The sequence below is a fragment of the Rhodopseudomonas palustris genome (genome assembly GCF_003226555.1).
Lineage (GTDB): Bacteria > Pseudomonadota > Alphaproteobacteria > Rhizobiales > Xanthobacteraceae > Rhodopseudomonas > Rhodopseudomonas palustris_I.
In genome coordinates, this window is sequence record NZ_QKQS01000006.1 from 407,835 (window position 1) to 428,401 (window position 20,567).

The 20,567-nt window shown below is 64.7% G+C and carries 21 protein-coding genes; 3 read left to right on the plus strand and 18 right to left on the minus strand.

Annotated features, from left to right (window positions below; all coding sequences use genetic code 11):
* Nucleotides 1-246: 246 nt before the first annotated feature.
* The 11 genes from pufM to DNX69_RS03870 form a co-directional block, all read right to left on the minus strand.
* On the minus strand, nt 247-1,170 hold the full coding sequence (pufM, locus tag DNX69_RS03820) for a photosynthetic reaction center subunit M (RefSeq protein WP_110784672.1): 924 nt from the start codon (nt 1,168-1,170) through the stop codon (nt 247-249).
* Between the two features lie 27 nt (nt 1,171-1,197).
* Nucleotides 1,198-2,031: a photosynthetic reaction center subunit L gene (gene pufL / locus DNX69_RS03825; protein ID WP_110784673.1), complete on the minus strand. Its 834-nt coding sequence runs from the start codon at nt 2,029-2,031 to the stop codon at nt 1,198-1,200.
* 131 nt (nt 2,032-2,162) lie between these two features.
* The gene (gene pufA, locus DNX69_RS03830) at nt 2,163-2,354 is read right to left on the minus strand and encodes a light-harvesting antenna LH1, alpha subunit (RefSeq protein ID WP_011157087.1); all 192 of its coding nucleotides are present in this window, start codon (nt 2,352-2,354) and stop codon (nt 2,163-2,165) included.
* 15 nt (nt 2,355-2,369) lie between these two features.
* Nucleotides 2,370-2,567 carry a light-harvesting antenna LH1, beta subunit gene (pufB, locus tag DNX69_RS03835; RefSeq protein ID WP_011157086.1) on the minus strand — a complete coding sequence of 66 codons (198 nt, stop codon included), beginning with the start codon at nt 2,565-2,567 and terminating at the stop codon, nt 2,370-2,372.
* A gap of 154 nt (nt 2,568-2,721) precedes the next feature.
* Nucleotides 2,722-2,946 carry a hypothetical protein gene (locus tag DNX69_RS03840; protein WP_110784674.1) on the minus strand — a complete coding sequence of 75 codons (225 nt, stop codon included), beginning with the start codon at nt 2,944-2,946 and terminating at the stop codon, nt 2,722-2,724.
* 77 nt (nt 2,947-3,023) lie between these two features.
* On the minus strand, nt 3,024-4,472 hold the full coding sequence (gene bchZ / locus DNX69_RS03845) for a chlorophyllide a reductase subunit Z (RefSeq protein WP_110784675.1): 1,449 nt from the start codon (nt 4,470-4,472) through the stop codon (nt 3,024-3,026).
* Nucleotides 4,472-6,061, minus strand: a complete 1,590-nt coding sequence (bchY, locus tag DNX69_RS03850; protein ID WP_110784676.1) for a chlorophyllide a reductase subunit Y — start codon at nt 6,059-6,061, stop codon at nt 4,472-4,474. Before bchY ends, bchZ begins: the two co-directional genes overlap by 1 nt.
* 23 nt (nt 6,062-6,084) lie before the next feature.
* Nucleotides 6,085-7,083, minus strand: coding sequence for a chlorophyllide a reductase iron protein subunit X (locus DNX69_RS03855; protein WP_110784838.1), 999 nt, complete (start codon nt 7,081-7,083; stop codon nt 6,085-6,087).
* Complete coding sequence (bchC, locus tag DNX69_RS03860; RefSeq protein WP_110784677.1) at nt 7,083-8,021, minus strand: chlorophyll synthesis pathway protein BchC; 939 nt, start codon at nt 8,019-8,021, stop codon at nt 7,083-7,085. Before bchC ends, DNX69_RS03855 begins: the two co-directional genes overlap by 1 nt.
* Nucleotides 8,022-8,109: 88 nt before the next feature.
* Nucleotides 8,110-9,231 (minus strand): methyltransferase, encoded by a 1,122-nt coding sequence (locus DNX69_RS03865; protein ID WP_110784678.1) that lies wholly within the window; start codon nt 9,229-9,231, stop codon nt 8,110-8,112.
* A 49-nt stretch (nt 9,232-9,280) separates the two neighbouring features.
* The gene (locus tag DNX69_RS03870; protein WP_110784679.1) at nt 9,281-10,147 is read right to left on the minus strand and encodes a polyprenyl synthetase family protein; all 867 of its coding nucleotides are present in this window, start codon (nt 10,145-10,147) and stop codon (nt 9,281-9,283) included.
* Nucleotides 10,148-10,267: 120 nt separating this feature from the next.
* On the opposite strand from DNX69_RS03870, the gene crtD reads away from it, so the two are divergent.
* Both crtD and DNX69_RS03880 read left to right on the plus strand, forming a co-directional pair.
* Nucleotides 10,268-11,827: a 1-hydroxycarotenoid 3,4-desaturase CrtD gene (gene crtD, locus DNX69_RS03875; protein WP_110784680.1), complete on the plus strand. Its 1,560-nt coding sequence runs from the start codon at nt 10,268-10,270 to the stop codon at nt 11,825-11,827.
* Nucleotides 11,828-11,831: 4 nt separating this feature from the next.
* Nucleotides 11,832-12,785 carry a carotenoid 1,2-hydratase gene (locus DNX69_RS03880; protein ID WP_110784681.1) on the plus strand — a complete coding sequence of 318 codons (954 nt, stop codon included), beginning with the start codon at nt 11,832-11,834 and terminating at the stop codon, nt 12,783-12,785.
* A gap of 37 nt (nt 12,786-12,822) precedes the next feature.
* Here DNX69_RS03880 and DNX69_RS26215 read toward each other — a convergent pair whose 3' ends face one another.
* From DNX69_RS26215 to DNX69_RS03905, 7 genes are all read right to left on the minus strand, one after another.
* Nucleotides 12,823-12,975 carry a hypothetical protein gene (locus tag DNX69_RS26215; protein ID WP_165825171.1) on the minus strand — a complete coding sequence of 51 codons (153 nt, stop codon included), beginning with the start codon at nt 12,973-12,975 and terminating at the stop codon, nt 12,823-12,825.
* Nucleotides 12,972-13,106, minus strand: coding sequence for a hypothetical protein (locus DNX69_RS26765; protein ID WP_283809321.1), 135 nt, complete (start codon nt 13,104-13,106; stop codon nt 12,972-12,974). Before DNX69_RS26765 ends, DNX69_RS26215 begins: the two co-directional genes overlap by 4 nt.
* Nucleotides 13,107-13,179: 73 nt before the next feature.
* A complete protein-coding gene (hemF, locus tag DNX69_RS03885) occupies nt 13,180-14,094 on the minus strand; it encodes an oxygen-dependent coproporphyrinogen oxidase (protein WP_110784682.1) in 915 nt (304 codons plus the stop codon).
* 347 nt (nt 14,095-14,441) lie between these two features.
* Entirely contained in the window at nt 14,442-15,509 is a 1,068-nt protein-coding gene (locus DNX69_RS03890; protein WP_110784683.1) for a phytoene/squalene synthase family protein, read from the minus strand.
* Complete coding sequence (locus DNX69_RS03895; RefSeq protein ID WP_110784684.1) at nt 15,506-17,041, minus strand: phytoene desaturase; 1,536 nt, start codon at nt 17,039-17,041, stop codon at nt 15,506-15,508. Before DNX69_RS03895 ends, DNX69_RS03890 begins: the two co-directional genes overlap by 4 nt.
* A 75-nt stretch (nt 17,042-17,116) precedes the next feature.
* Nucleotides 17,117-18,004 carry an alpha/beta fold hydrolase BchO gene (bchO, locus tag DNX69_RS03900; protein ID WP_110784685.1) on the minus strand — a complete coding sequence of 296 codons (888 nt, stop codon included), beginning with the start codon at nt 18,002-18,004 and terminating at the stop codon, nt 17,117-17,119.
* A 158-nt stretch (nt 18,005-18,162) separates the two neighbouring features.
* Nucleotides 18,163-19,125 carry an alpha/beta fold hydrolase gene (locus DNX69_RS03905; RefSeq protein ID WP_110784686.1) on the minus strand — a complete coding sequence of 321 codons (963 nt, stop codon included), beginning with the start codon at nt 19,123-19,125 and terminating at the stop codon, nt 18,163-18,165.
* A 140-nt stretch (nt 19,126-19,265) separates the two neighbouring features.
* On the opposite strand from DNX69_RS03905, the gene hemE reads away from it, so the two are divergent.
* Nucleotides 19,266-20,282, plus strand: coding sequence for a uroporphyrinogen decarboxylase (hemE, locus tag DNX69_RS03910; protein ID WP_207803113.1), 1,017 nt, complete (start codon nt 19,266-19,268; stop codon nt 20,280-20,282).
* Nucleotides 20,283-20,567: the final 285 nt, after the last annotated feature.

The following is a 20,567-nucleotide window of genomic DNA, read 5'->3' on the forward strand; positions in this document are numbered from 1 at the left end:
TCCGACGTCCTGCGACTTGACAGGTCGAGCCCTGTTGCTGTCGCGGTCTTTTAGGCTTTCTGTCGGCCTCTCAGGCGGAGATGAGGCGCTTCGTTTACAGCAGGTCGCTTCCCTCGTCACCAGCTTGCGGTACAAAACCACCACCGATCGACGACTTCTCGGAAGCTGAAAGCAGCAGCGCGCGCCTGATCGGATTTATACCATCAGGCGCGCGCATCATTCGCTCAGATAGACGTGCGGTTGTGCTTACCGCGGCGGCGCCAGACCGTGCTTCACGCCCCAATCGAACCAGTTGTCGACGACCGGACCGGTCAGGATGATGCCGATGGCACCGGTCAGCGGGCAGAGCACAGCGAACCACCAAGCCCAACGATGGATCGATTCGGCCGTGGCGTTGAAGCCCATCGTCCAGCGCCAGAACAGAGCAGCGCGTTCAAGTGCGGTACCGCGGTCCAGCATCTGCTCGATTTCGCGCTCGCCACCGTAGCGGCTCACGGCCAGGATGGTCGCACCGTGCATGGCGAACAGCAGGGCCGAGCCATACAGGAAGGCGATCGAGAGACAGTGGAAGGGGTTGTAGTACAGGTTGCCGTACTTGATCGAGAAGTTGTTGGTCCAGTCGAGGTGCGGGAAGATGCCGAACGGCGGCGCCTCGCTCCAGGTCCCCATCAACAGCGGCTGAATGAAGCCGAGCGACAGGTAGAGTAGGATCGCCGAGGCGAACGCCCACGACACGTGGGTGCCCATGCCGAGCGCCCGCGACCGCCGATAGGTGCGAACCCACCACAGCATGATCGAGACAGTCAGGAAGAAGCCTGCCATCAACCACCAGCCGCCTTCCTTGAGCGGCGGAATGGTCAGGCCGTATTCCGGCTTCGGCGGCTCGAGCGCCAGCCAGCAGAACTGGCGCAGGAATTCGATCGGGCTCCAGTCCACCGACGCCAGCATGTTGAGGCCGATGATCTCGATCGCGACGAAACCGCACAGCAACGAACAGACACCGGTAAACCCGAGATAGACAGGACCGACCTGCGCGTCGCCGATTTTGCCGAGCCAGTAGTTGAACGTCGTCTGGGTCTCGCGAGGAGAGCTGCCGGGACGTAGCGGCACCCCCGCATAGGCAGGTCCTTCAACCTGGACCTGCGTAAAGATGTTCTGGTATTGGGCCATGACAAGACTCTCTTGTGACCGGTTGAATTACGGATTCCAGATCGGCAGGTTGCGCCACCAATTCCACCAATCGGGCCACGAACCACCTTCCGCCAGCACCGGACCGCTGAGGATCATGCAGACCGCGCTGAAGAACACCGCAGACAACGCCAGGAACAGACCGAGGCGGTGAATGCCGATGGTACCAATCGAGTAGCCGACGAGATCACGGAACACGGTGTTTTCATGTTCCGGAGACTTCACGGGTTCGCCACGGTCGGGATTGAGCGCCGACAGCACCAAGCCGCCGTGCAGCGCGAGCGCCAGACAGGTGGTGAAGAAGAACGTGATCGCGATCATGTGCGCGGGATTGTAGTGGAACTGGCCGTAGGCGTAGCCGGTGTTCGACACCCAATCGAGATGCGTGAAGATGCCGTAGGGGAAGCCGTAGCTCCAGGAGCCCATCAGAACCGGACGGATCACCACCAGCGTGACGTAAGCGAAGATAGCAAAGCTGAAGGCGAACGGAACGTGGAAGCCAATGCCGAGCTTGCGGCAGATTTCGACCTCACGCAGCGCCCAGGTGACGAACGCGCCGGTCGCGCAGATGCTCACCCACTGCCAAATGCCGCCCTCGGCGAGCGGCGCGAATCCCAGACCGTACTTCACGTCCGGCGGGTTGACGCTGATCTGCCAGAGATTCCAAGTGGGGCCGAGCGCGGTATTCCACGCGATCAGCGCAATGCCGATCAGCGAGAAGAACACGGTCATGACCCCGAAGATCCCAACGTAGAACGGGCCAACCCAAAAATCGAACAGGTCGCCCCCGATTAGCGTTCCGCCACGAACGCGGTATTTTTTCTCAAAGCTGAGCATTGCCATCGATCGTTCCTCCGCGTGCGAGCCAGGGAAAATCCATCGTCGTCGTCCAGTCCATGTCGCTTCCCGGAAGGGTGTGGGCCCGGCAGATCGGTCCGTTTCCCAGCCCTTCCGGCAAGCAGTGAGTCACGCCATTAGACCGGCATGCTCGGCGGAGTGAACGGCAGCGAGATCGACGCCGCCTTCGCCGCACGCGGACCATCGAGCCAGTTGAACCGGCTGGTGCTCAGCAGGATGAAGTGGATGATGATGGCCAGGCCGAACAGGAACACGAACAGCAGGACCAGCGCGCGACGCGGATCAAACAGAAGCCAAATTCGCCACATAGTAGTCGTCTCCCCTTAGCACAGGAACGAGGTCAGTTGATGAACGCTGTCCATCGCGTAGCCGGTCGCTTTGGGCAGCCACGGACGCCACATCCAGGCGAGGATGTGAGCGACAACCGCAACGACGATGAAGAGGAAGAAGCTGGTCACGAAGATCGAGTGGAATTCCTTGGCTTCCGCTTCGGAAAGTCCCGAGATGGAACCGTCACTCATTTGGTCACCTCCTAGTGATGGCCTTTCGGCCGACACGCCGCCCGAGCGAGGGCGGCTACGATTGCCGTATCGTTTCCGAAACGACAGCGATTTACCGTTTCGTCTCCAAAACGGCAGCCTTCCGTCCGGCGGAGGCCGGACGAAATCTCTCGAATTACATCCCCATGAACGACGAGGTCACCAGAACGCTCGCTGCGTTGTGCGCCTCGCTGAACACCGATTCCTGCTGTCCGGACTTCTTGCGCCAAGGCATCGCCCGCGTGACGATCGCCCGGGTCAAGAACAACACGTAGCAAGCACCGAACATCGCGCGGCACTCGAACGCGGCACTATCCGGAAGAACCCTCGAGCGACGGCCGGTGTGGACATAGTCGGACATCGATCATCTCCTCACTCTTGGATTGCTCATATTTGGTCGCGACATTGTGAAGCGCATTGTTCTAGCTCAAATCATCGTTACGCAGATTGACCGTCGAGCAGCGCAGCACGGGCTTTACTGACGAATTCGGTCGTGACTTTTTCTTGCCCGGCACGGCGCGCGCTGTTTTCAGCGGCGTCACGCAGACGTTTTGCAGCCGAAATCCGCACCAACACCGGATGCGCTTCGAGCACTTCGTCGAGCAGCGCCTTCGCCTCGTCGCTCCACAACAATTCTTCATGCCGGCGCGCGGGCGTCGGATCGACGCGATCGAGATCGCTGCCGAGTGGAAGGATGTTGAAAAGCGCGTCGAACAGCGCGTTGCAGACTTCCTGCACCAGGTAAGTGGCGCCGGAGTAACCCATGAAAGGTGTGCCGGTGTGACGGCGGATCACCGCGCCGGGGAACGACGCCGGAATGTACACGGCGCGACCGCCGGTCTCGGCCAAGTACATTCTTTCGTTGTAGCTGCCGAACAGAATCAGTGGCGGCGTCTGGCGAATCGCCGCGCGCACCGCCTCGTTGTCGGTCTTCTTGCCGACGCGGCGCGAGATCGCGAAGCTGCACGGCAGCCCCATCTCGTCCTCGAGGAAATGCCGTACGCCGCGGGCATATGTATCGGTGGCGACCACCGCGAAGCTGGCGGTCCCGAAGAAGTCCTGGGTCACCGACCGCCACAGATCCCACAGCGGCTTGATGGTGGTGTTCTTCTCGCGCTCGATGAACGGCTCGGGGTCGAGCCCGGTGAGCTCGCCGAGCTTGCGGAGGAAGCGCGTCGTCGAATGCAGCCCGATCGGCGCCTGCAAATACGGGCGCTCCAGCGATTCGCACAGCAGCCGGCCAAATTCGCGATACATGCAGACGTTGACGTCGGCGTTCACCAATTTCGGAATGTCCGACAGGTGCGTGCCGAGCGGAAACACCATGTTGACTTCGGCGCCGATGCCTTCGATCAGGCGGCGGATCTCGGCGAGATCGGACGGCATGTTGAAGGTGCCGTAGATCGGGCCGATGATGTTGACCCGCGGCTTGTCGCCATCCTTGCGCTTGCGCTCGGGAATCTTCTTCGGGCCGTATTCTTTCCACAGCCACGAGATCGCGCGGTCGGCGCTCTGCCACTGATCCTCGTCGATGGTACGCGGCAAGAAGCGCTTGATGCCGGTGCCTTCCGGGGTGACGCCGCCGCCGATCATCTCGGCGATCGAGCCGGTGACGACGACTGCCGGCAGATAGGGATCGAGGGCCTTGTGGGCGCGGTGCATCGCGCCTTCGGTGCCGAGCTTGCCGAGCTCTTCTTCGCCGAGGCCGGTGACGACGATCGGCAATTCGTGCGGCGGCAGCGCATCGGTGTAGTGCAGCACCGAGGTCACCGGCAGGTTTTCGCAACCGACCGGACCGTCGATGATCACCTGCAGGCCCTTCACCGCGGTGAAGGCGTAAACGGCGCCCCAATAGCCGCCGGCGCGATCATGATCGAGGACGAGCATCAGATCATCTCCTCCGCCTTGCGCTTCTTGGCTGCGGCTTCGATCTGCTTCTTGTACTTCTCGCGATAGGCCGGAACGTCCTTCGGCGTGTCTTCCCAGACGCCGGCGGCATAGCCCTGCCCGACCTCGCCGAAGAACTCTTTCATCTCGTCGAATCGCGCTTTGTTGCCGAGCGCGGCGTTGATCACCTGCGCCAGCGAGCCGGCACCGGCGGGACCGAACAGCGGCCGCGCCGAGATCAGGTTGGTGAAGTACAAGGCCGGGATCGACATCGTCTTGGCCTTCTGCACCACCGGGGTGGTGCCGATGGCGAGATCCGGCATGAATTCGTCGACCGCCGCGAAGTCCTGTTCGAGCGAGGCGCGGTATTGAACCTTCACGCCCTTGGCTTCGAGCCATTCGCGATCCGGATCCGACCATGGCGTGCGCGGCACCGCGGTGCCGACATAAGGCACGTTCGCGCCGCTCTCGATCAAAAGCCGCGCAACCAGGAGCTCGGAGCCCTCGTAGCCGGACACGGTGATACGCGCGTTGATCGGCTTCGCCGCGAGCGCGGCCTTGATCGCCGGCAGGAAGCGGTTCTTGGCGGCATCGATCTTGTCGCGCGACACGTTGCAGGCGGTGCCGATCGCTTCCAGCCACGCCTCGGTGCCATCGTGACCGACCGGCGCCGAGCCCACGACCTTGCGGCCGGCGAGATCGAACTGACGGATGCACGATTTGTAGAACGGGTGAATCGCCGCGACCACCTGGCAGTCGAGCGCGGCATAAAGCTCGCGCCATTCGCGGGTCGGCACCACCGGACCCACGGCAAGGCCGAGCGGATCCAGCATCAGGTTAATACCGACCGGATCGGCCGGGAACATCTCGCCGAGCAGCGTGACGGTCGGGCGCTCGCTGCGGCCGCCGCGCGGCGCCTGCACCGGGCCCTGCTCCGCTTCCTTGCGGGCGTATTCGAGCATTGCACCGGACAGCACGTCCTTGGCTTCGGCATGAGTCGGCACGCCGAAGCCCGGCACGTCGATGCCGATGATACGGACGCCGTTGATTTCCTTCGGCAGCAGATCGAGCGGCACGCCCGAAGCGGTCGGCACGCAGAGATTGGTGATGATGATGGTGTCGTACTGCGCCGGGTCGGCGAGCTTGTACACCGCTTCGCGGATGTCTTCGAACAGCTTGCCGGTGACCAGCGTTTCCGAACTGAACGGCACGTAGCCGACGGTGCGGCGCGCGCCGTAGAAGTGCGACACGAAGGTGAGGCCGTAGACGCAGCAGGCCGAGCCGGACAGCACCGTGGCGGTGCGGCGCATCCGCAGGCCGACGCGCAGCGAACCGAACGCCGGGCACATGCTCTGCGGTTGATCATGCGGCCCCTTCGGATAGTCGGTCGCATAGCGCGCGAGCGTCTCACTCTTGCCGGCCGCTTCCGCCGCGGCCTTCATCTCGGCGGCACCGGCGTGGCAGCCGAGGCCGTCGGTCTTGGTCGCCGCTTCGTTGATCGCGGGCGCGGCGTCGCCGGCGGCGACTTCGGCTGCATCATCACCGATCGATCCGGCGATGGGGCCGGAATAACGAGACATGACGTTCATGACGAACTCCCGATCACCCGATCTCAGACCTCGTCGTAGATCACTTCGAGCGACGGCTTGTTCAGCACCGAGGCGCCGCACATGTCTTCCATCGTCGCCGGCTGGAGCACGACATCGCGCCCGGTGACGTCGCTGGAGAACAACCCGAGCAGGCCATCCTGGGTGAGCGGCTTCGGCCGCACCGGCGGTGCGGTGGCGACGTTCTCGGCGAGCGTCGCGAACAGCGGACCCCACTGCCCGTCCGGCAGGCCGACGATTTCGTAGTTGGCGCTCTTGCGGCGAATGCCTTCGTCGGCGGGAATCGCCGACAGCACCGGGATTCCGGCGGCTTGCGCGAACGCCTGCGCCTCGCCGGTGCCGTCGTCCTTGTTGATCACCATGCCGGCGACGCCGACATTGCCGCCGAGCTTGCGGAAATACTCGACCGCCGAGCAGACGTTGTTGGCAACGTACAGCGACTGCAGATCGTTGGAGCCGACGATGATCACCTTCTGGCACATGTCGCGGGCGATCGGCAGGCCGAAGCCGCCGCACACCACGTCGCCGAGGAAGTCGAGCAGAACGTAGTCGAAGCCCCACTCGTGGAAGCCGAGCTTCTCCAGCGTCTCGAAGCCGTGGATGATGCCGCGACCGCCGCAGCCGCGGCCGACTTCCGGACCGCCAAGCTCCATCGCGAACACGCCGTCGCGCTTGAAGCAGACGTCGCTGATGGTGACTTCCTCGCCGGCGAGCTTCTTCTTCGACGAGGTCTCGATGATGGTCGGGGTCGCCTTGCCGCCGAACAGCAACGACGTGGTGTCGCTCTTCGGATCGCAGCCGATCAGCAGCACTTTCTTGCCCTGCTGCGCCATCATGTAAGACAGGTTGGCGAGCGTGAAGCTCTTGCCGATGCCGCCTTTGCCGTAGATCGCGATGATCTGGGTTTCCTTGGTGACGGGAGTCGTCACCGGAGCATCGGGTTCAATCGACGCTTCGGCCCGGAGTTGTGCGTCTTGCAGCTTGATCTGCGGAACGACGTTCATCAGCTCGGTCTCCAATTCAGAACCATTTTGAGGCAAGCAGGGTCTTCGAAAGCGATCCGATAGGCGTCGGGGGCCGACGCCGCCTCCTGGTGGTGTGTGATCAGTCCGTCGAGCGAGAGCTTGCCGCTGTCGATCAGCGCCTTGGTGGCGCCGATGTCCGGCGGCTGCCATTCCGCCGCGACCCGAATGCGTGCTTCACGCATGAACGCGGGCGGGAACGAGAACGACAGCGGCTCGCTGTAAAATCCAGCGAGCACGATCTCGCCGGTGGCCGCGATGCGCGAGATCAAAGTGTCGAGTAATTTCGGATCGCCGCTGACGTCGTAGATGCTGCGATAGTCACGACGTTCGTCGGATGCGGGATCGATCACCGCATAGCCTTCGGCACCGCCGGTGCGGATCGGGTTCTTCTCCCACACCACCGGCGGCGGATTGCCGAGCGCGATCGAAATCCGCGCTAATAGCCGTCCGAGCACGCCGTGACCGACAATGCAGTCCGGCGGTGTCGCGCCGCGCGCCGCGATCGCGTGATAAGCCGTCGCCGCCAGCGCGATCAGGATACCGCGCTCGCCGAGCTGCGAATCCAAAGGCACCACGCGCTTGGCCGGAACCACCAGCCGCGACGCCGAAGCGCCGAACAGGCCGCGCACCTCGCCGAAGCACTTCGCCCCGGGCACGAACACCATCTGTCCCGGCTTGAGGTCGGTAGCCGCTCCGGCCTCGACGACCTCGCCGACCGACTCGTAGCCGGGGACCAGCGGATAGCCCATGCCGGGGAATTGCGGCATCCGGCCCGACCACAACAGCCGCTCCGTGCCGGTGCTGACGCCACTCCAGGCAACATCGACAACGATGTCGTCGTCAGTCGGCGCCGTGAGGCTCAATCGACTGAGTTCGACCTGTTGTGGCTGCTTGAGTACGACCGCGATGGTGTCCATCGCCTACTCCAAATTCCGAACGGCAGAGCTCTGCCGCCGACTGTTATGCTAAACTGACGGATCACAGTGTCAAGCCAGATTAACACAACTACCGTTTGGAGGCGGTAATCACGGAAGCAACCAGCGGCATCGGAACCGGGTGCAGCACGACCTGGGAGAAGCCCGCATTCTCCAGCATGGCCTGCAGCCGAGGGAAGCTCCGGGCCTTCCCGGAGCCCATCGCGTAAAGGTAAAAGGCGAAATAGGCGTCGGAGATCGCCGCGGTGCCGGGAAGCCCCGCGATCGGCTCGGCGATCAGCAATTTGCCGTTGTCAGGCAGAGCCTTGTGGACAGCGCGCAGCAGCGCCTCGACCACCGCGTCGTCGTGATCATGGATCACCCTGACCAGCGAAATGATGTCGGCGCCTTCGGGGAGCGGGTCGGTCGTGAAGCTGCCGCCCACCGCGGTCGCCCTGCCCGCGAGCCCATTGGCCGCGAACCGCGCCGCCGCCTTCTCGGCTACCGCCGGCAGGTCGAACAGCATGCAGCGGAGATCCGGCGCCTGGGCGGCGACCGCCGACAGGAACGAGCCGTCACCGCCGCCGACGTCGAGCAGGCAGCGGTGGTCGCGGAACGAATAGACGTGGAGCACCTCGCGCGCGATCATCGGCTGCGACGCCGCCATCAGTTCGGTATAGGACGCAATCGCATCGGCCGGCAGCTCGCCCGGCCGCTCGCCCCGCACATACGCCCAATACGCCGCAAGCTCCCCGCCCCCGCGCGCCCCGCACAGCAGCCTCACAGGATCAGCAAGGTCCCGATACAGCATCGCGTGATGCGCAACGAGCGCCAGCACGCCGGCATTGCCGCGCAGCTCGGCGCCGAGCTGGCCGAGGCCGTAGCGATCGCCGCTGCGGCCCTGAAGCAATCGGAGCGCGACCGCGCCGTCGAGCAGCATCCGCATCGACTCGACCGGTAGCGACAGCCGCGCGGCGAGGTCTTCGGCGGTAGCGGGGCGCTCGGCGACGATGTCGAACAGCCGGAGCTGCACGCAGGCCAGCAGTATCTGCGAATAGACGAAGCCCGCAACCAGATCGAACATCGCGACGGCACGCCGACGGGCGACCGGGCGCATCAGTGGAAACACCGCAGCAAAGCGCTGAAAACGCGGATTCGACAGGATCGAATCGCGCCAGCCGAGCAGCCGGTCACGCAGGCTCAAGGAGACCATCTGGTTCTGCTAACACCGGCCGGCCGCGAAGGCCAAGCCGGCGGCCGCATCAGGCCGCAGACGCGGCGAGCTTGGCCGGCACCAAGCGGGTCGCTTCCGACATGATCAGCGACCGCAGCTCGTTGCCATTGGTGCATTCCGGCATCGCCTCGACGGCGCCGCGCACCAGGGATTTGAGGTGATAGATCGCGCCGTCGATGCCCATCTCACGCACCGCACTGGGGCGATCGTGGGCGACGTCCTGCCCGACCGGCTTGCCGATCTCTTCGACGTCGGCAGCGGCGTCACGCAGGTCGTCGGCGACCTGATAGGCCTCGCCGATCTTGTCGCCGACCATCCGCCACGGTTCCGGATCGGCACCGGCCGAAGCCGCGCCCATCGCGGTGGCGGCGACGAACAGCGCGCCGGTCTTGGAGCGGTGATAATGCGCGAGGTTGATCTCGGACTCGCATTCCCAGGCCTGACCGGCGACGATGCCGAACGGCACGCCGACCGCACTGCCGATCAGCTGGGTCAGCTTCAGCAGCCGGTCCGCCGGGCCCTCGGCCCGCGCGATGGTCTGGAACGCCAGCACGATCATCGCGTCACCGGCGAGCACCGCGAGCGGTTCACCGAACGCCTTGTGCACCGAGGGGCGACCGCGGCGCAGGTCGGCGCCATCGAAGCACGGCAGATCGTCATGGATCAGCGAAGCGCAATGCATCAACTCGAGCGCGGCGCCGGCAGCTTCGGTAATGCCCGGATTGTCTTCGCCGCAGGCAAGCGCCACGCTGTGGCAAAGCCGTGGCCGAACCCGCGCCCCACGCGGGAACACCGCGCTCCGCATCGCCGCCGCCAGACGCGGCGGGCATCCGGCCATGTCGGCCTGATTGAGCGCATCCGTCAGAGCACGCTCGATCCGATTGGTCACATCCATGGCCACACTCCCGCGCTGAGGCACAAGTGTCAATTAACTTGTCATGCGAAACTGTAAGTTATTATGGACACCTGTCAATGATATGGCTCAAAGATAGCTAAGGTCGGAGTGGGAAAGCGGATGCGGGATCAGACCGCGAGGAATCGCGTCGTAGTGATCGGCGCCGGCGTCGCGGGACTAGCCTCTGCGTTGGCTCTCGCCGCGCGCGGCTTCGACGTGACGGTGCTCGAACGTGCCGACGGCCCCGGCGGCAAGATGCGCGAAGTCGCGATCGGAGGAGCGCGGATCGACAGCGGCCCGACCGTGTTCACGATGCGCTGGGTTTTCGAGGAGCTGTTCGCCGGCATCGGTCTGAATTTCTCCGAGCATGTCCGGCTACGACCTTTGTCGGTGCTCGCCCGCCACGCCTGGGACGACACCCAGCATCTCGACCTGTTCGCCGACGAGGCCCGCTCGGCCGATGCGATCGGCGTCTTCGCCGGCGCCGCTGAAGCCAGGCGCTACCGCCAGTTCTGCGCCGACAGCCGGCGTATCTACGAGATTCTGGAACAGCCGTTCCTGCGTGCCACCGCGCCGAGCCTGCCGAAGCTCGCGACCGCCGGCGGGCTCAGCGGCCTGATCGAGCTACGCAAGATCCGCCCGTTCACCACGATGTGGAAAGCGCTCGGCGATTACTTCCACGATCCGCGGATGCGGCAATTGTTCGGCCGCTATGCGACCTATTGCGGATCGTCGCCGTTCGATGCGCCGGCGACGCTGATGCTGGTGGCCCACGTCGAACACGAGGGTGTCTGGATCATCGAAGGCGGCATGCACGCGCTGGCGCGGGCGCTGGCCGATTGCGCCGCCAGGTTCGGCGCGACGATTCGCTATCGGCAAAGCGTGCGGGAAGTGATGGTGTCCGGCGGACGCGCCGCCGGCGTGATCCTGGAGAGCGGCGAGCGGATCGAGGCGCATTCGGTGATCGTCAACGCCGACGTCGGCGCGCTGCCGGCGGGCCTGTTCGGCGAGGCGGTGCGCGCGGCGGCGGCACCGCTCGCGCCGCGGCTGCGCTCGCTGTCGGCGATCACCTGGAGCATGGTGGCGAAGACCGCAGGATTTCCGCTCAGCCGACATTCGGTGTTCTTCTCGCGGGATTATCCACGGGAGTTCGCCGAGATTTTCGGCCGCGGCGAGGTGCCGAGCGAACCGACGGTGTATGTCTGCGCGCAGGATCGTATCGACGACGAGGCGCGCCTGGCCGCAGGCGGCGAAGAGGAATTGCTGGTGCTGATCAACGCGCCACCGGTCGGCGATCGCAACAGCTTCGATCAGGACGAAATCGCCCGCGCCGCCGAGCGTGCATTCGGCGCGCTGCAGCGCTGCGGACTGCGGCTCGACATCGATCCGAGCAAGGCCGAGGTGACAACCCCGGCGGATTTCAACCGGCTGTTCCCGGCGACTGGCGGCGCGCTGTATGGTCGCGCCTCGCACGGCTGGAGCGCCTCGTTCGAACGCCCCGGAGCGCGTACAAGGATTCCCGGCCTGTATCTGGCCGGCGGCAGCACCCATCCGGGTCCCGGCGTGCCGATGGCCGCGCTCTCCGGTCGCGCCGCGGCAGCGGCGTTGTTCGCCGATCTCGACTCCAACCCGGCCGGGCCGAGGCCTGCGCTTCGTCCGGCTTCATCGAAGACGACGTGAGACTATGATTGCCTGGCCTAACGAGACCGACGAACGCCGCGCCGGATTCAATGTCGACATTCCGCGCAACGGCTACGCCTGGTGGTACGTCGACGCGATCAGCGACGACGGCCGCGAAGGGCTGACCATCATCGCCTTCATCGGCAGCGTGTTCTCGCCGTACTACGCGTTCGCGCGCCGCCGCGCGCCGGCAGATCCGCTCGACCACTGCGCCATCAACGTCGCACTGTATCACCAGGCCGGCAAGCGCTGGACCATGACCGAGCGCGGACGCGGCCGTGTCGCGCGCAACGTCAACTCCTTCCTGATCGGGCCGAGCGATCTCGGCTGGAACGGCAAGACGCTGACCATCAACATCCGCGAAACCGGCGCGCCGGTGCCGGGGCGGATCGAGGGCCGCGTCCGGGTGACGCCGGCCGCGATCACCAAGGATTTCTTCGTCCTCAACCCGCAGGGCAATCACCGCTGGTGGCCGATCGCGCCGCGGGCGCGGGTCGAGGTCGAACTGCGGCGGCCGAACCTGTCGTGGCAGGGCGAAGGCTATCTCGACAGCAACGCCGGCGACGAGCCGATCGAAACCGGCTTCAGGCATTGGGAATGGGCGCGGGGCGCGATGCGCGACAAGACCGTGATCCTGTACGAAGCCGAACGCCGCGACGGCAGCCGGGTCGATCTCGCCGTCACCTTTGATGCTGCGGGCAACAAACAGGAATTCACCCCGCCGCAGCTGCTGCCGTTGCCGCGCTCGGGGTGGCGGGTCGACCGCAGCGCGCGCAGCGAGGCCGATGCGAAACTCGTCCGCACCCTGGAAGACACCCCGTTCTACGCCCGCTCGATGGTGGAGACGACGCTGCTCGGCGAGAAAGTCACGCTGATGCACGAAAGCCTGTCCCTCGACCGCTTCCGCATGCCAGTGGTGCAAGCCATGCTGCCGTTCCGGATGCCCCGGCGGAGGTAGCTACCACGACTAACACCGTTACGCTGTCATGGCCGGGCTAAGTGCGCTCGTTCTCGGAGGTTGTTCTTTCCCTCTCCGCCTCCCGCTTGCGATCCAGTCGCCTGCCTTGCCACTCCAGCACGGCCCAGCCGGCGGCGAACATGCCGAGCATCAGGATCTCGAAGTAGTTGAAGGCGCTGTCGCTGTTCATGGCGCGCGGTCCTCGTCGCGCTCGGCGCGGGCGCGGTCGAGGCGCTTGCCTTGGCGCTCCAGCACCAGCCAGCCGACCACCAGACAGGCGAACACCGCGATCAGTTCGATCAGCCCGTAATACTGCTCCATCGCAGGCTCCATTGATCCACCGCGACCCGCGTGCGGGCCGCGGCCGGTCCAGGCGCGCTCCTGCGCGCCGCGATCAACTCCAGCTCACCAGCGGCGGCATCGAGCTCATGATGGTCTCGGTGTTGCCGCCGGTCTGCAGGCCGAACATCGTGCCGCGATCGTACAGCAGATTGAACTCGACATAGAGGCCGCGGCAGGCGAGCTGCTGCGCCCGCTCTTCATCTGTCCACGGCTCGGCCATGCGCTTGCGCACGATGGCCGGATAGACCTCGAGCAACGCCGAGCCGACGTCGCGGGCGAAGGCGAAGTCGCGATCGAAATCGCCGCTGTTGAGATGGTCGAAGAAGATCCCGCCGATGCCACGGGCGACGCCGCGATGCGGCAGGAAGAAGTAGCTGTCCGCCCACGGCTTGAACTTGTCGTAATAGCCGGGATCGTGGGCGTCGCAGGCCCGCTTCATCGCGGCATGGAAGGTCACCGCGTCTTCGGCGTCCTGGCTGCGCTGCTCCGGCAGCATCGGCGTCAGATCGGCGCCGCCGCCGAACCAGCCCTGCGACGTCGACAGAAATCGCGTATTCATGTGCACGGTCGGCACCCGCGGACTGCGCGGGTGCATGATCAGGCTGATACTGGTCGAGACATAGTCCAGGCTGACGCCATCGCCCGGCAGGTTTCTGGCCATCTCCGGCGTCAGTCTTCCGTTCGCCGACGAGGTGTGGATGCCGATCTTCTCGAACAGCCGGCCGTTCGACAGAAAACCGCCGACGCCGCCGCCGGAGCCGGTCTTGCGCTGCCAAGGCTTGTAGGTGAACGTCGCCGGCTCGCCGGGAAACAGCTCTGCCGGCGCTTCGCGCTCAAGTGTCTCGATCTCGGCGCAAATCCGATCGCGCAATCCCTCGAACCAAGCTCGCGCCTCGGTGCGGCGGGCCTCCACGGATGTTTGTTGCAAAGATGCGGGCGAGCGTTCGAGGTCTGTATCGATGGCCATGGTCGTGATCCGTTGAACAATGTCAAGTATCGGTATCACGCTAGTGTGGCGGCTTCGAGAGATTTTGCAAATAAGTGGCGTTTGAACGGCGCCGAGGTGGTCACGCTCGCGGCCCATCCTTCGAGACGGTCGCTACGCGGCCTCCTCAGGGTGAGGTCGAAGCGAGCGGATGGCCTAGTTGAGATTCGCGGAGTGTCGCTACTCGCGATGTCCTCATGGCGAGGAGGCGCGCAGCGCCGTCTCGAACCATGCACCACCAAATGTCGGCGCAACCGCAGTTCGTGGATGTCCGGGTCATGCGCGGGCGCCAGCCCGGGCACGACGAAATTGAGACGGAGATCTGCCAACTACACCCTACTGCGTTGCAGCATCTGGTCGCGGCGTTCGAGGCGGGTGAACAGGTCGACCAGCCAAGCGACCTTCTGCTCGATCGGTTTGACCTTCTGGCGCGGCGGCAGTTCGCGCACCGGATGCGCGATCACCGCGTCGACCAGAAACTTGGTTTCTTCCATGTCGCCGAACCTGGCGGGCAGATACTTCGCCGGCGCCCATTCGGTTTCCTGGAACGCCAGCAGCCGCGCCAGCACGGCGAGCTTGCGGCCGGTCGAGACCACCGCGCGGCTCGACACCGAATCGAGGCCGGAGCGTTCGACCTCGCGGCCGATCTCCGCATACAGCGCGCGCGCCGCGAAGATGCCGGGACGGCAGGAGCGCGGCAGATTGGCGATGCCGAGCGTGGCGCGATCGTACAGCGTATCCGCGGTGTCGATCAGCCGTTTGACGATGCTCGCGATCTCCGGCGTGAACTGCGGATTGGCGAGCCAGGTTTCCGGATCGAGGCCGGCTTCGCGCATCCACGACAGCGGCATGTAGATACGGCCGTTGCGCGCGTCCTCGCCGATGTCACGGGCGATGTTGGTGAGCTGCATTGCGCAGCCGAGATCGCAGGCACGCGCCACGATGTCGGGTTTGCGCTGGCCCATCACCAGGGTCATCATCACGCCGACGGTGCCGGCGACGCGGGCGCAATACGAATACAGGTCCGACAGCGTCTCGAAGCGGCGGCCCTGCGCGTCCCACTCCAGGCCCTCGATCAGCGCCTCGGGAATCGCCGGCGGAATCGAAAACCGCGCCACCACATCAGCGAAGGCGCGGTCGGACGGATAGGCGCGCGGCACGCCGCGGCAGGCGCGATCGAGCCGGTCCTTCAGCACCTCGACGGCAGCAGCGCGATCGAGGCCGAGATCGACCGCGTCGTCGGCGACGCGACAGAACGCATACAGCGCGATCGCCGGATCGCTGATCCGCCGCGGCAGCACCTTGGAGGCCGCATGGAAGGTGTGCGAGCCTTCCTTGATCATCTCACGGCAGGCCAGCATGTCGGATTGGGCCAACATATCGGATTGCAGACTCATGATGTCACCAGACTGTCGGCCTCGGGGACCAGCGCATCGACAACCCGCGCCGAGGACAGCACCCCGGGCAGGCCAGCGCCGGGATGCGTTCCGGCGCCGACGAGATAAAGCCGTTTGACGTCTTCGCTCTGATTGTGCGGCCTGAACCAGGCGCTCTGCCACAACACAGGCTCCAGACCGAACGCAGCGCCGCGGAACGACGACAGGCGGTCCTGGAAATCGAGCGGAGTCGTGATCTTGGAGGTCGCGATCTGGTTTTCCAGATCCGGCAGCACGGTGGCGCCGAGCATCTTGGCGATCGCGGCGCGATAGGGCTCCGCCTTGCTGTGCCAGTCGACATTGCCGAGCAGATTCGGCACCGGCGACAGCACATAGAAGGTATCGCACCCTTGAGGCGCGAGCGACGGATCGGTCGCGGTCGGGCGATGCAGATACAGGCTGAAATCGTCCGCGACCACCTTGCGGCTGAAGATGTCGCTGATCAGTTCCTTGTAGCGCGGCCCGAGCAGAATGGTGTGGTGCTTGACGTCTTCGTAACGGCGCTTGGTGCCGAAGTACCAGACGAACAGGCTCATCGAGTAGCGCGACTTCTCGATCTTGGCGTCGGTCCAGCGCTTGCGCGTCTCCGGCGGCAACAGATAGCGATAGGTCGAGGCCGAATCGGCGTTCGACACCACGATGTCGGCCTTAATCACTTCGCCGTCGGCGAGCTTGACGCCGCAGGCGGTGCCGTTCTCGACGACGATCTGGCGGACATCCTGGTTGTAGCGGATCTCGTTGCCCTGGCCTTCGATCAGCTTGACGAGGCCGGTGACCAGCGCGCCGGTGCCGCCCATCGCCGAATGCACGCCCCACTGCTTTTCGAGGTAGGTGATCAGGCAGTACACCGAGCTCGACATGAACGGGTTGCCGCCGATCAGGAGCGGATGGAAGCTGAACACCTGCCGCAGCTTCGGATCCTTGAAGTGCTTGGCAACCAGGCCGTAGACGCTGCGATAGCTCTCCAGCTTGATCATCGCCGGCGCGATCTTCAGCATGTCGGTGAAATGGTTGAACGGCTGATCGCCGAGCTGCTCGAAGCCGACTTTGAAGATCTCGTGCGAGGCCGCCATGAAGCGGTCGTAGGCCGGCACGTCGTCCGGGCAGAACTTCGCGATCTGGTCGAGCACCGCGTCGCGGTCGTCGGAGTAATCGAAATGCGTGCCGTCGTCGAAGCGGATGCGATAGAAGGGTGACATCGGCTTTAAGGTGATGTCGTCCGACATCCGCTTGCCGCACAGCTTCCACAGCTCTTCGAACAGATACGGCGCGGTGACGATGGTCGGCCCGGCGTCGAACGAAAAGCCGTCTTGCTTGTGGACGTAAGCGCGGCCACCGGCCTTATCGAGCTTCTCGAGAACGGTTACTCGATACCCTTTAGCGCCAAGTCGGACCGCCGCGGCCAAGCCGCCGAAGCCGGAGCCGATCACCACCGCATGCGGGGCACAATCACGAGGAAGACGGGGAGCAGGGTTGGGGCCAGGATCCAGCATGGGTACCACTGTAACAAAAAATTGACAGAGGGCTAGCGGCAATCTGTAAGCGGGTCCTGACAAGCCGTCTTTGATCTATTCGATATTCTCCGGTTTTTCCGCGTAGCGTTCGATCAGGGCTGCGATCAGGTCCGGACGCTCCTCGTGGGCCAGATGGCCCAGCGCCGGGATCCGCTCGATCACCGCTTTCGGCAATATTTCCCGGACCTTAACCGCCACCGACGGCGGAATCGCGCGGTCGCCCTCGGCCGCCACCAGCACCAGCCGCGGCTTCAAATTCGGCAGTGCCTTCAACAGCGGTTCGAGATCCCAGTTCGCCATCATCCGCAGCGCGGCGGCGACGTGATGCGGGCTGGAGACCAGCTTGCCGTAGAGCTTGATGCCGGCCGGATCGATGGTGGAGCCGGTGTTGCCGAGCAGCCGCTCGACCGCGCCGCGGTGTCCGGCCTGCCAGGCAAACAGGCTGGGCACGAAGGGATTCATCACCAGCATCTTGGCGAGCGGCGAGAAGAAGCTCGCCGCCGGCCCGCCATAGGGCAGGAATGCGCCGTTGAGGCTGAACAGGATTTTGGGATCGATCGCGCCGTCGAGGCACATCCGGGCCAGAATCGCGGCGCCGGCCGAGTGCCCGACGACCAGTTCCGGCGAGACTTGGACCGCGCGCAGCAGCGCAGCGAGGTCGGACGCCATGCCGGGCAGTGACATCCGATGCCCGCGCGGCGATTGGGTGAAGCCGTGCCCGGGCAAATCGGGCGCGACGACGTGATAATGCTGCGCCAACAGCGGCGCCAAGCCACGCCAGGAGTGCGAGGCCGCGCCGGTGCCGTGGATCAGCAGGATCGCCGGAGACGTCGGCGATCCCATGCGTTGCACATGCCAGCGGAAGCCGCCGGCTTCGATGAAGCGGCTGGCCTCGCGATGAGGCCAATCCAGACCGTCGCGACTCCAGACCAGATCGCTCACGGCACGCCTCGACTACAGGCCCCTCATGGTGAGGAGCCCGCTCTGCGGGCATCTCGAACCATGAGGATGCAGGACGCCATCCTTCGAGACGCGGCCCTGCGGGCCGCTCCTCAGGATGAGGCCCGTTGTGGGGAGAGGCAGTGAAATCGTTGCCGCCACTACAGCGTCGCCCTACCCGTCCCCGTGACGCGGCCGAGAAACTCGTCGTAGGTTCGCATGAATTCCCCGGGCACCTCAAAATGCGGCATCGCGCCGGTTTGAAACACCGTGACGGTCCAGTTCGGACGCCCCTCCACCGTGGTCTTCAAGGTGTAGTCGACGAAGTCGCCGCGCACGCCGTGGCTGAACCACACCGGCATCGACAGGTCCTGATAGATCCGCAGGATGTCCTGGCTGAACAGATAGCCGGCGACGAAGTAATACGGCGCGTGCTGGGCGCCCAGCTGATGCGTCGTTAGATAGTCGTAGTCGAGCATGCCCTGGTCGATGTTGGGCGTACCGAACGCCTTCTTCAAGAACCAGGCGATCACCGGCTTGGCGGTCAGCGCCTTGAAGATGCCCTCGCTCCACACCGGATTCTCGAAGAACGAATGCAGCCACGGAATCGCCCGCGAGCCGCGGGTCCAGCGTTGGTTCTTCTTGTCGAAGCCGGTCGGCGCCACCAGCGCCAGGCTGCGGAACGCCTGCGGCGTTTCGCTCGCCGCGCGGGCGAGGAATTCGCTGCCGAGCGACAGCGCCAGCGCGTCGATCGGCGTGTCGGCGTGCGCCTTCTGAATCTCGGCGACTACGGAATGCACCGCATCCGTCATCATCCGAATGGTGTATTGACGCTTTGCGCGCGACGAATGACCAAAGCCCGGCAATTCGATCGCATAAACCGGTCGGCTCCGTGCGTAGTGCTCGAAGATCGGCCGAACCTCGTAGGCCGAGCCTGCGGCATTGACGCTGTGGATCAGCAGCAAAGGCGGCTCGGACGTCGGCTCCGCCGGCGTTGCGGACCAGTAGGTCAGTCGACCGCCGAAACTGTCGATGTCGTGACGTTCGCCCGGGACCGGCGGCGGAAGCGCCGGATTTCCGCTGAGCGTCTCGGACGAAGCGGGGGTGGGTGCGGTTGCATTCATCTCGAAATTCCTATTCGCGGCATCTCCGCCGCAGGTCGGCGTGGTCAAGACGGTGCGCGCAGTGTATCAGACCGTCAAGAAGACTTGTCGTACAACAGTGGGTAGCTCTCTTGACACAGAATCTGGTGACCAAACCGTTCATGGAAGTGCTTTCCGGCAACCGGCAGGCCTCTCCTCCGATGTGGATGATGCGGCAGGCCGGACGTTACCTGCCGGAATACCGCGCAACGCGGGCGCAGGCCGGTAGTTTCCTCGATCTGTGCTTCAACGCGGAGCTCGCCGCCGAGGTGACGCTACAGCCGATCCGCCGATTCGGCTTCGATGCCGCGATCATCTTCTCCGACATTCTGGTGGTGCCTTACGCGCTCGGCCGCTCGGTGCGGTTCGAAGTCGGCGAAGGCCCGCGGCTCGACCCGCTGAACTCGCCCGATCTGGTCGGCACACTGAACAACGCGATCGATCTGTCCAAACTCGAGCCGGTGTTCGAAGCGCTGCGCATCGTCCGCCGCGAACTGAAGCCGGAAACCACGCTGATCGGCTTCTGCGGCTCGCCGTTCACGGTGGCGACCTACATGGTGGCCGGTCAGGGCACCTCGGATCAGCATCCGGCGCGGCTGATGGCGTATCAGCACCCCGGCGCGTTCGCCAAGATCATCGACGTGCTGGTCGAGAGCTCGATTGCCTATCTGCTGAAGCAGCTCGAGGCCGGCGCCGACGTGCTGCAGATCTTCGACACCTGGGCCGGCATCCTGCCGCCGCGCGAATTCGAGAAGTGGTGCATCGAGCCGACCCGCCGGATCGTCGAGGGCATCCGCAAGGTCAAGCCGGGCACCAAGATCATCGGCTTCCCGCGCGGCGCCGGCGCGCTGCTGCCGGCCTTCGTCGAGCGCACCGGCGTCGACGCCGTCAGCATCGACTGGACCGCCGAGCCCGCCTTCGTGCGCGAGAAGGTGCAGACCAAGGTCGCAGTGCAGGGCAATCTCGATCCGCTGCTGCTGATCGCCGGCGGCTCGGCGCTCGACGAAGCGGTCGACGACGTGCTGAACAACTTCTCTGCCGGCCGTCACATCTTCAATCTCGGCCACGGCATCACACCCGACGCGTCGATCGCGCATGTCGAGCAGATGGTGAAGCGCGTCCGCGACTACAAGGCTTGAAGCCAGGTCAGTTCGCGTCTGTCATGATTACCAAGAGCCGGCGCTCACCCGTCGGCTCTTTTGTTTTGCCGCGTAGCGGCCAGTCCCCACAACCGTCCGCGGGAACTCGGTTGTGCAGACGCTTAGTTCCCGTTTCGAACCAACCAGCAACCCAGACGAGCATCGAAGCCGCTGCACGGCTGCGCCGGACGCCGGAGTTCCAGGTTCCCGAACAAGCTTATTCGCGACCACAACACTCCGATAACCAAAGTCGAAACGATTGGCGTGTAACGATCGATCCCCAAG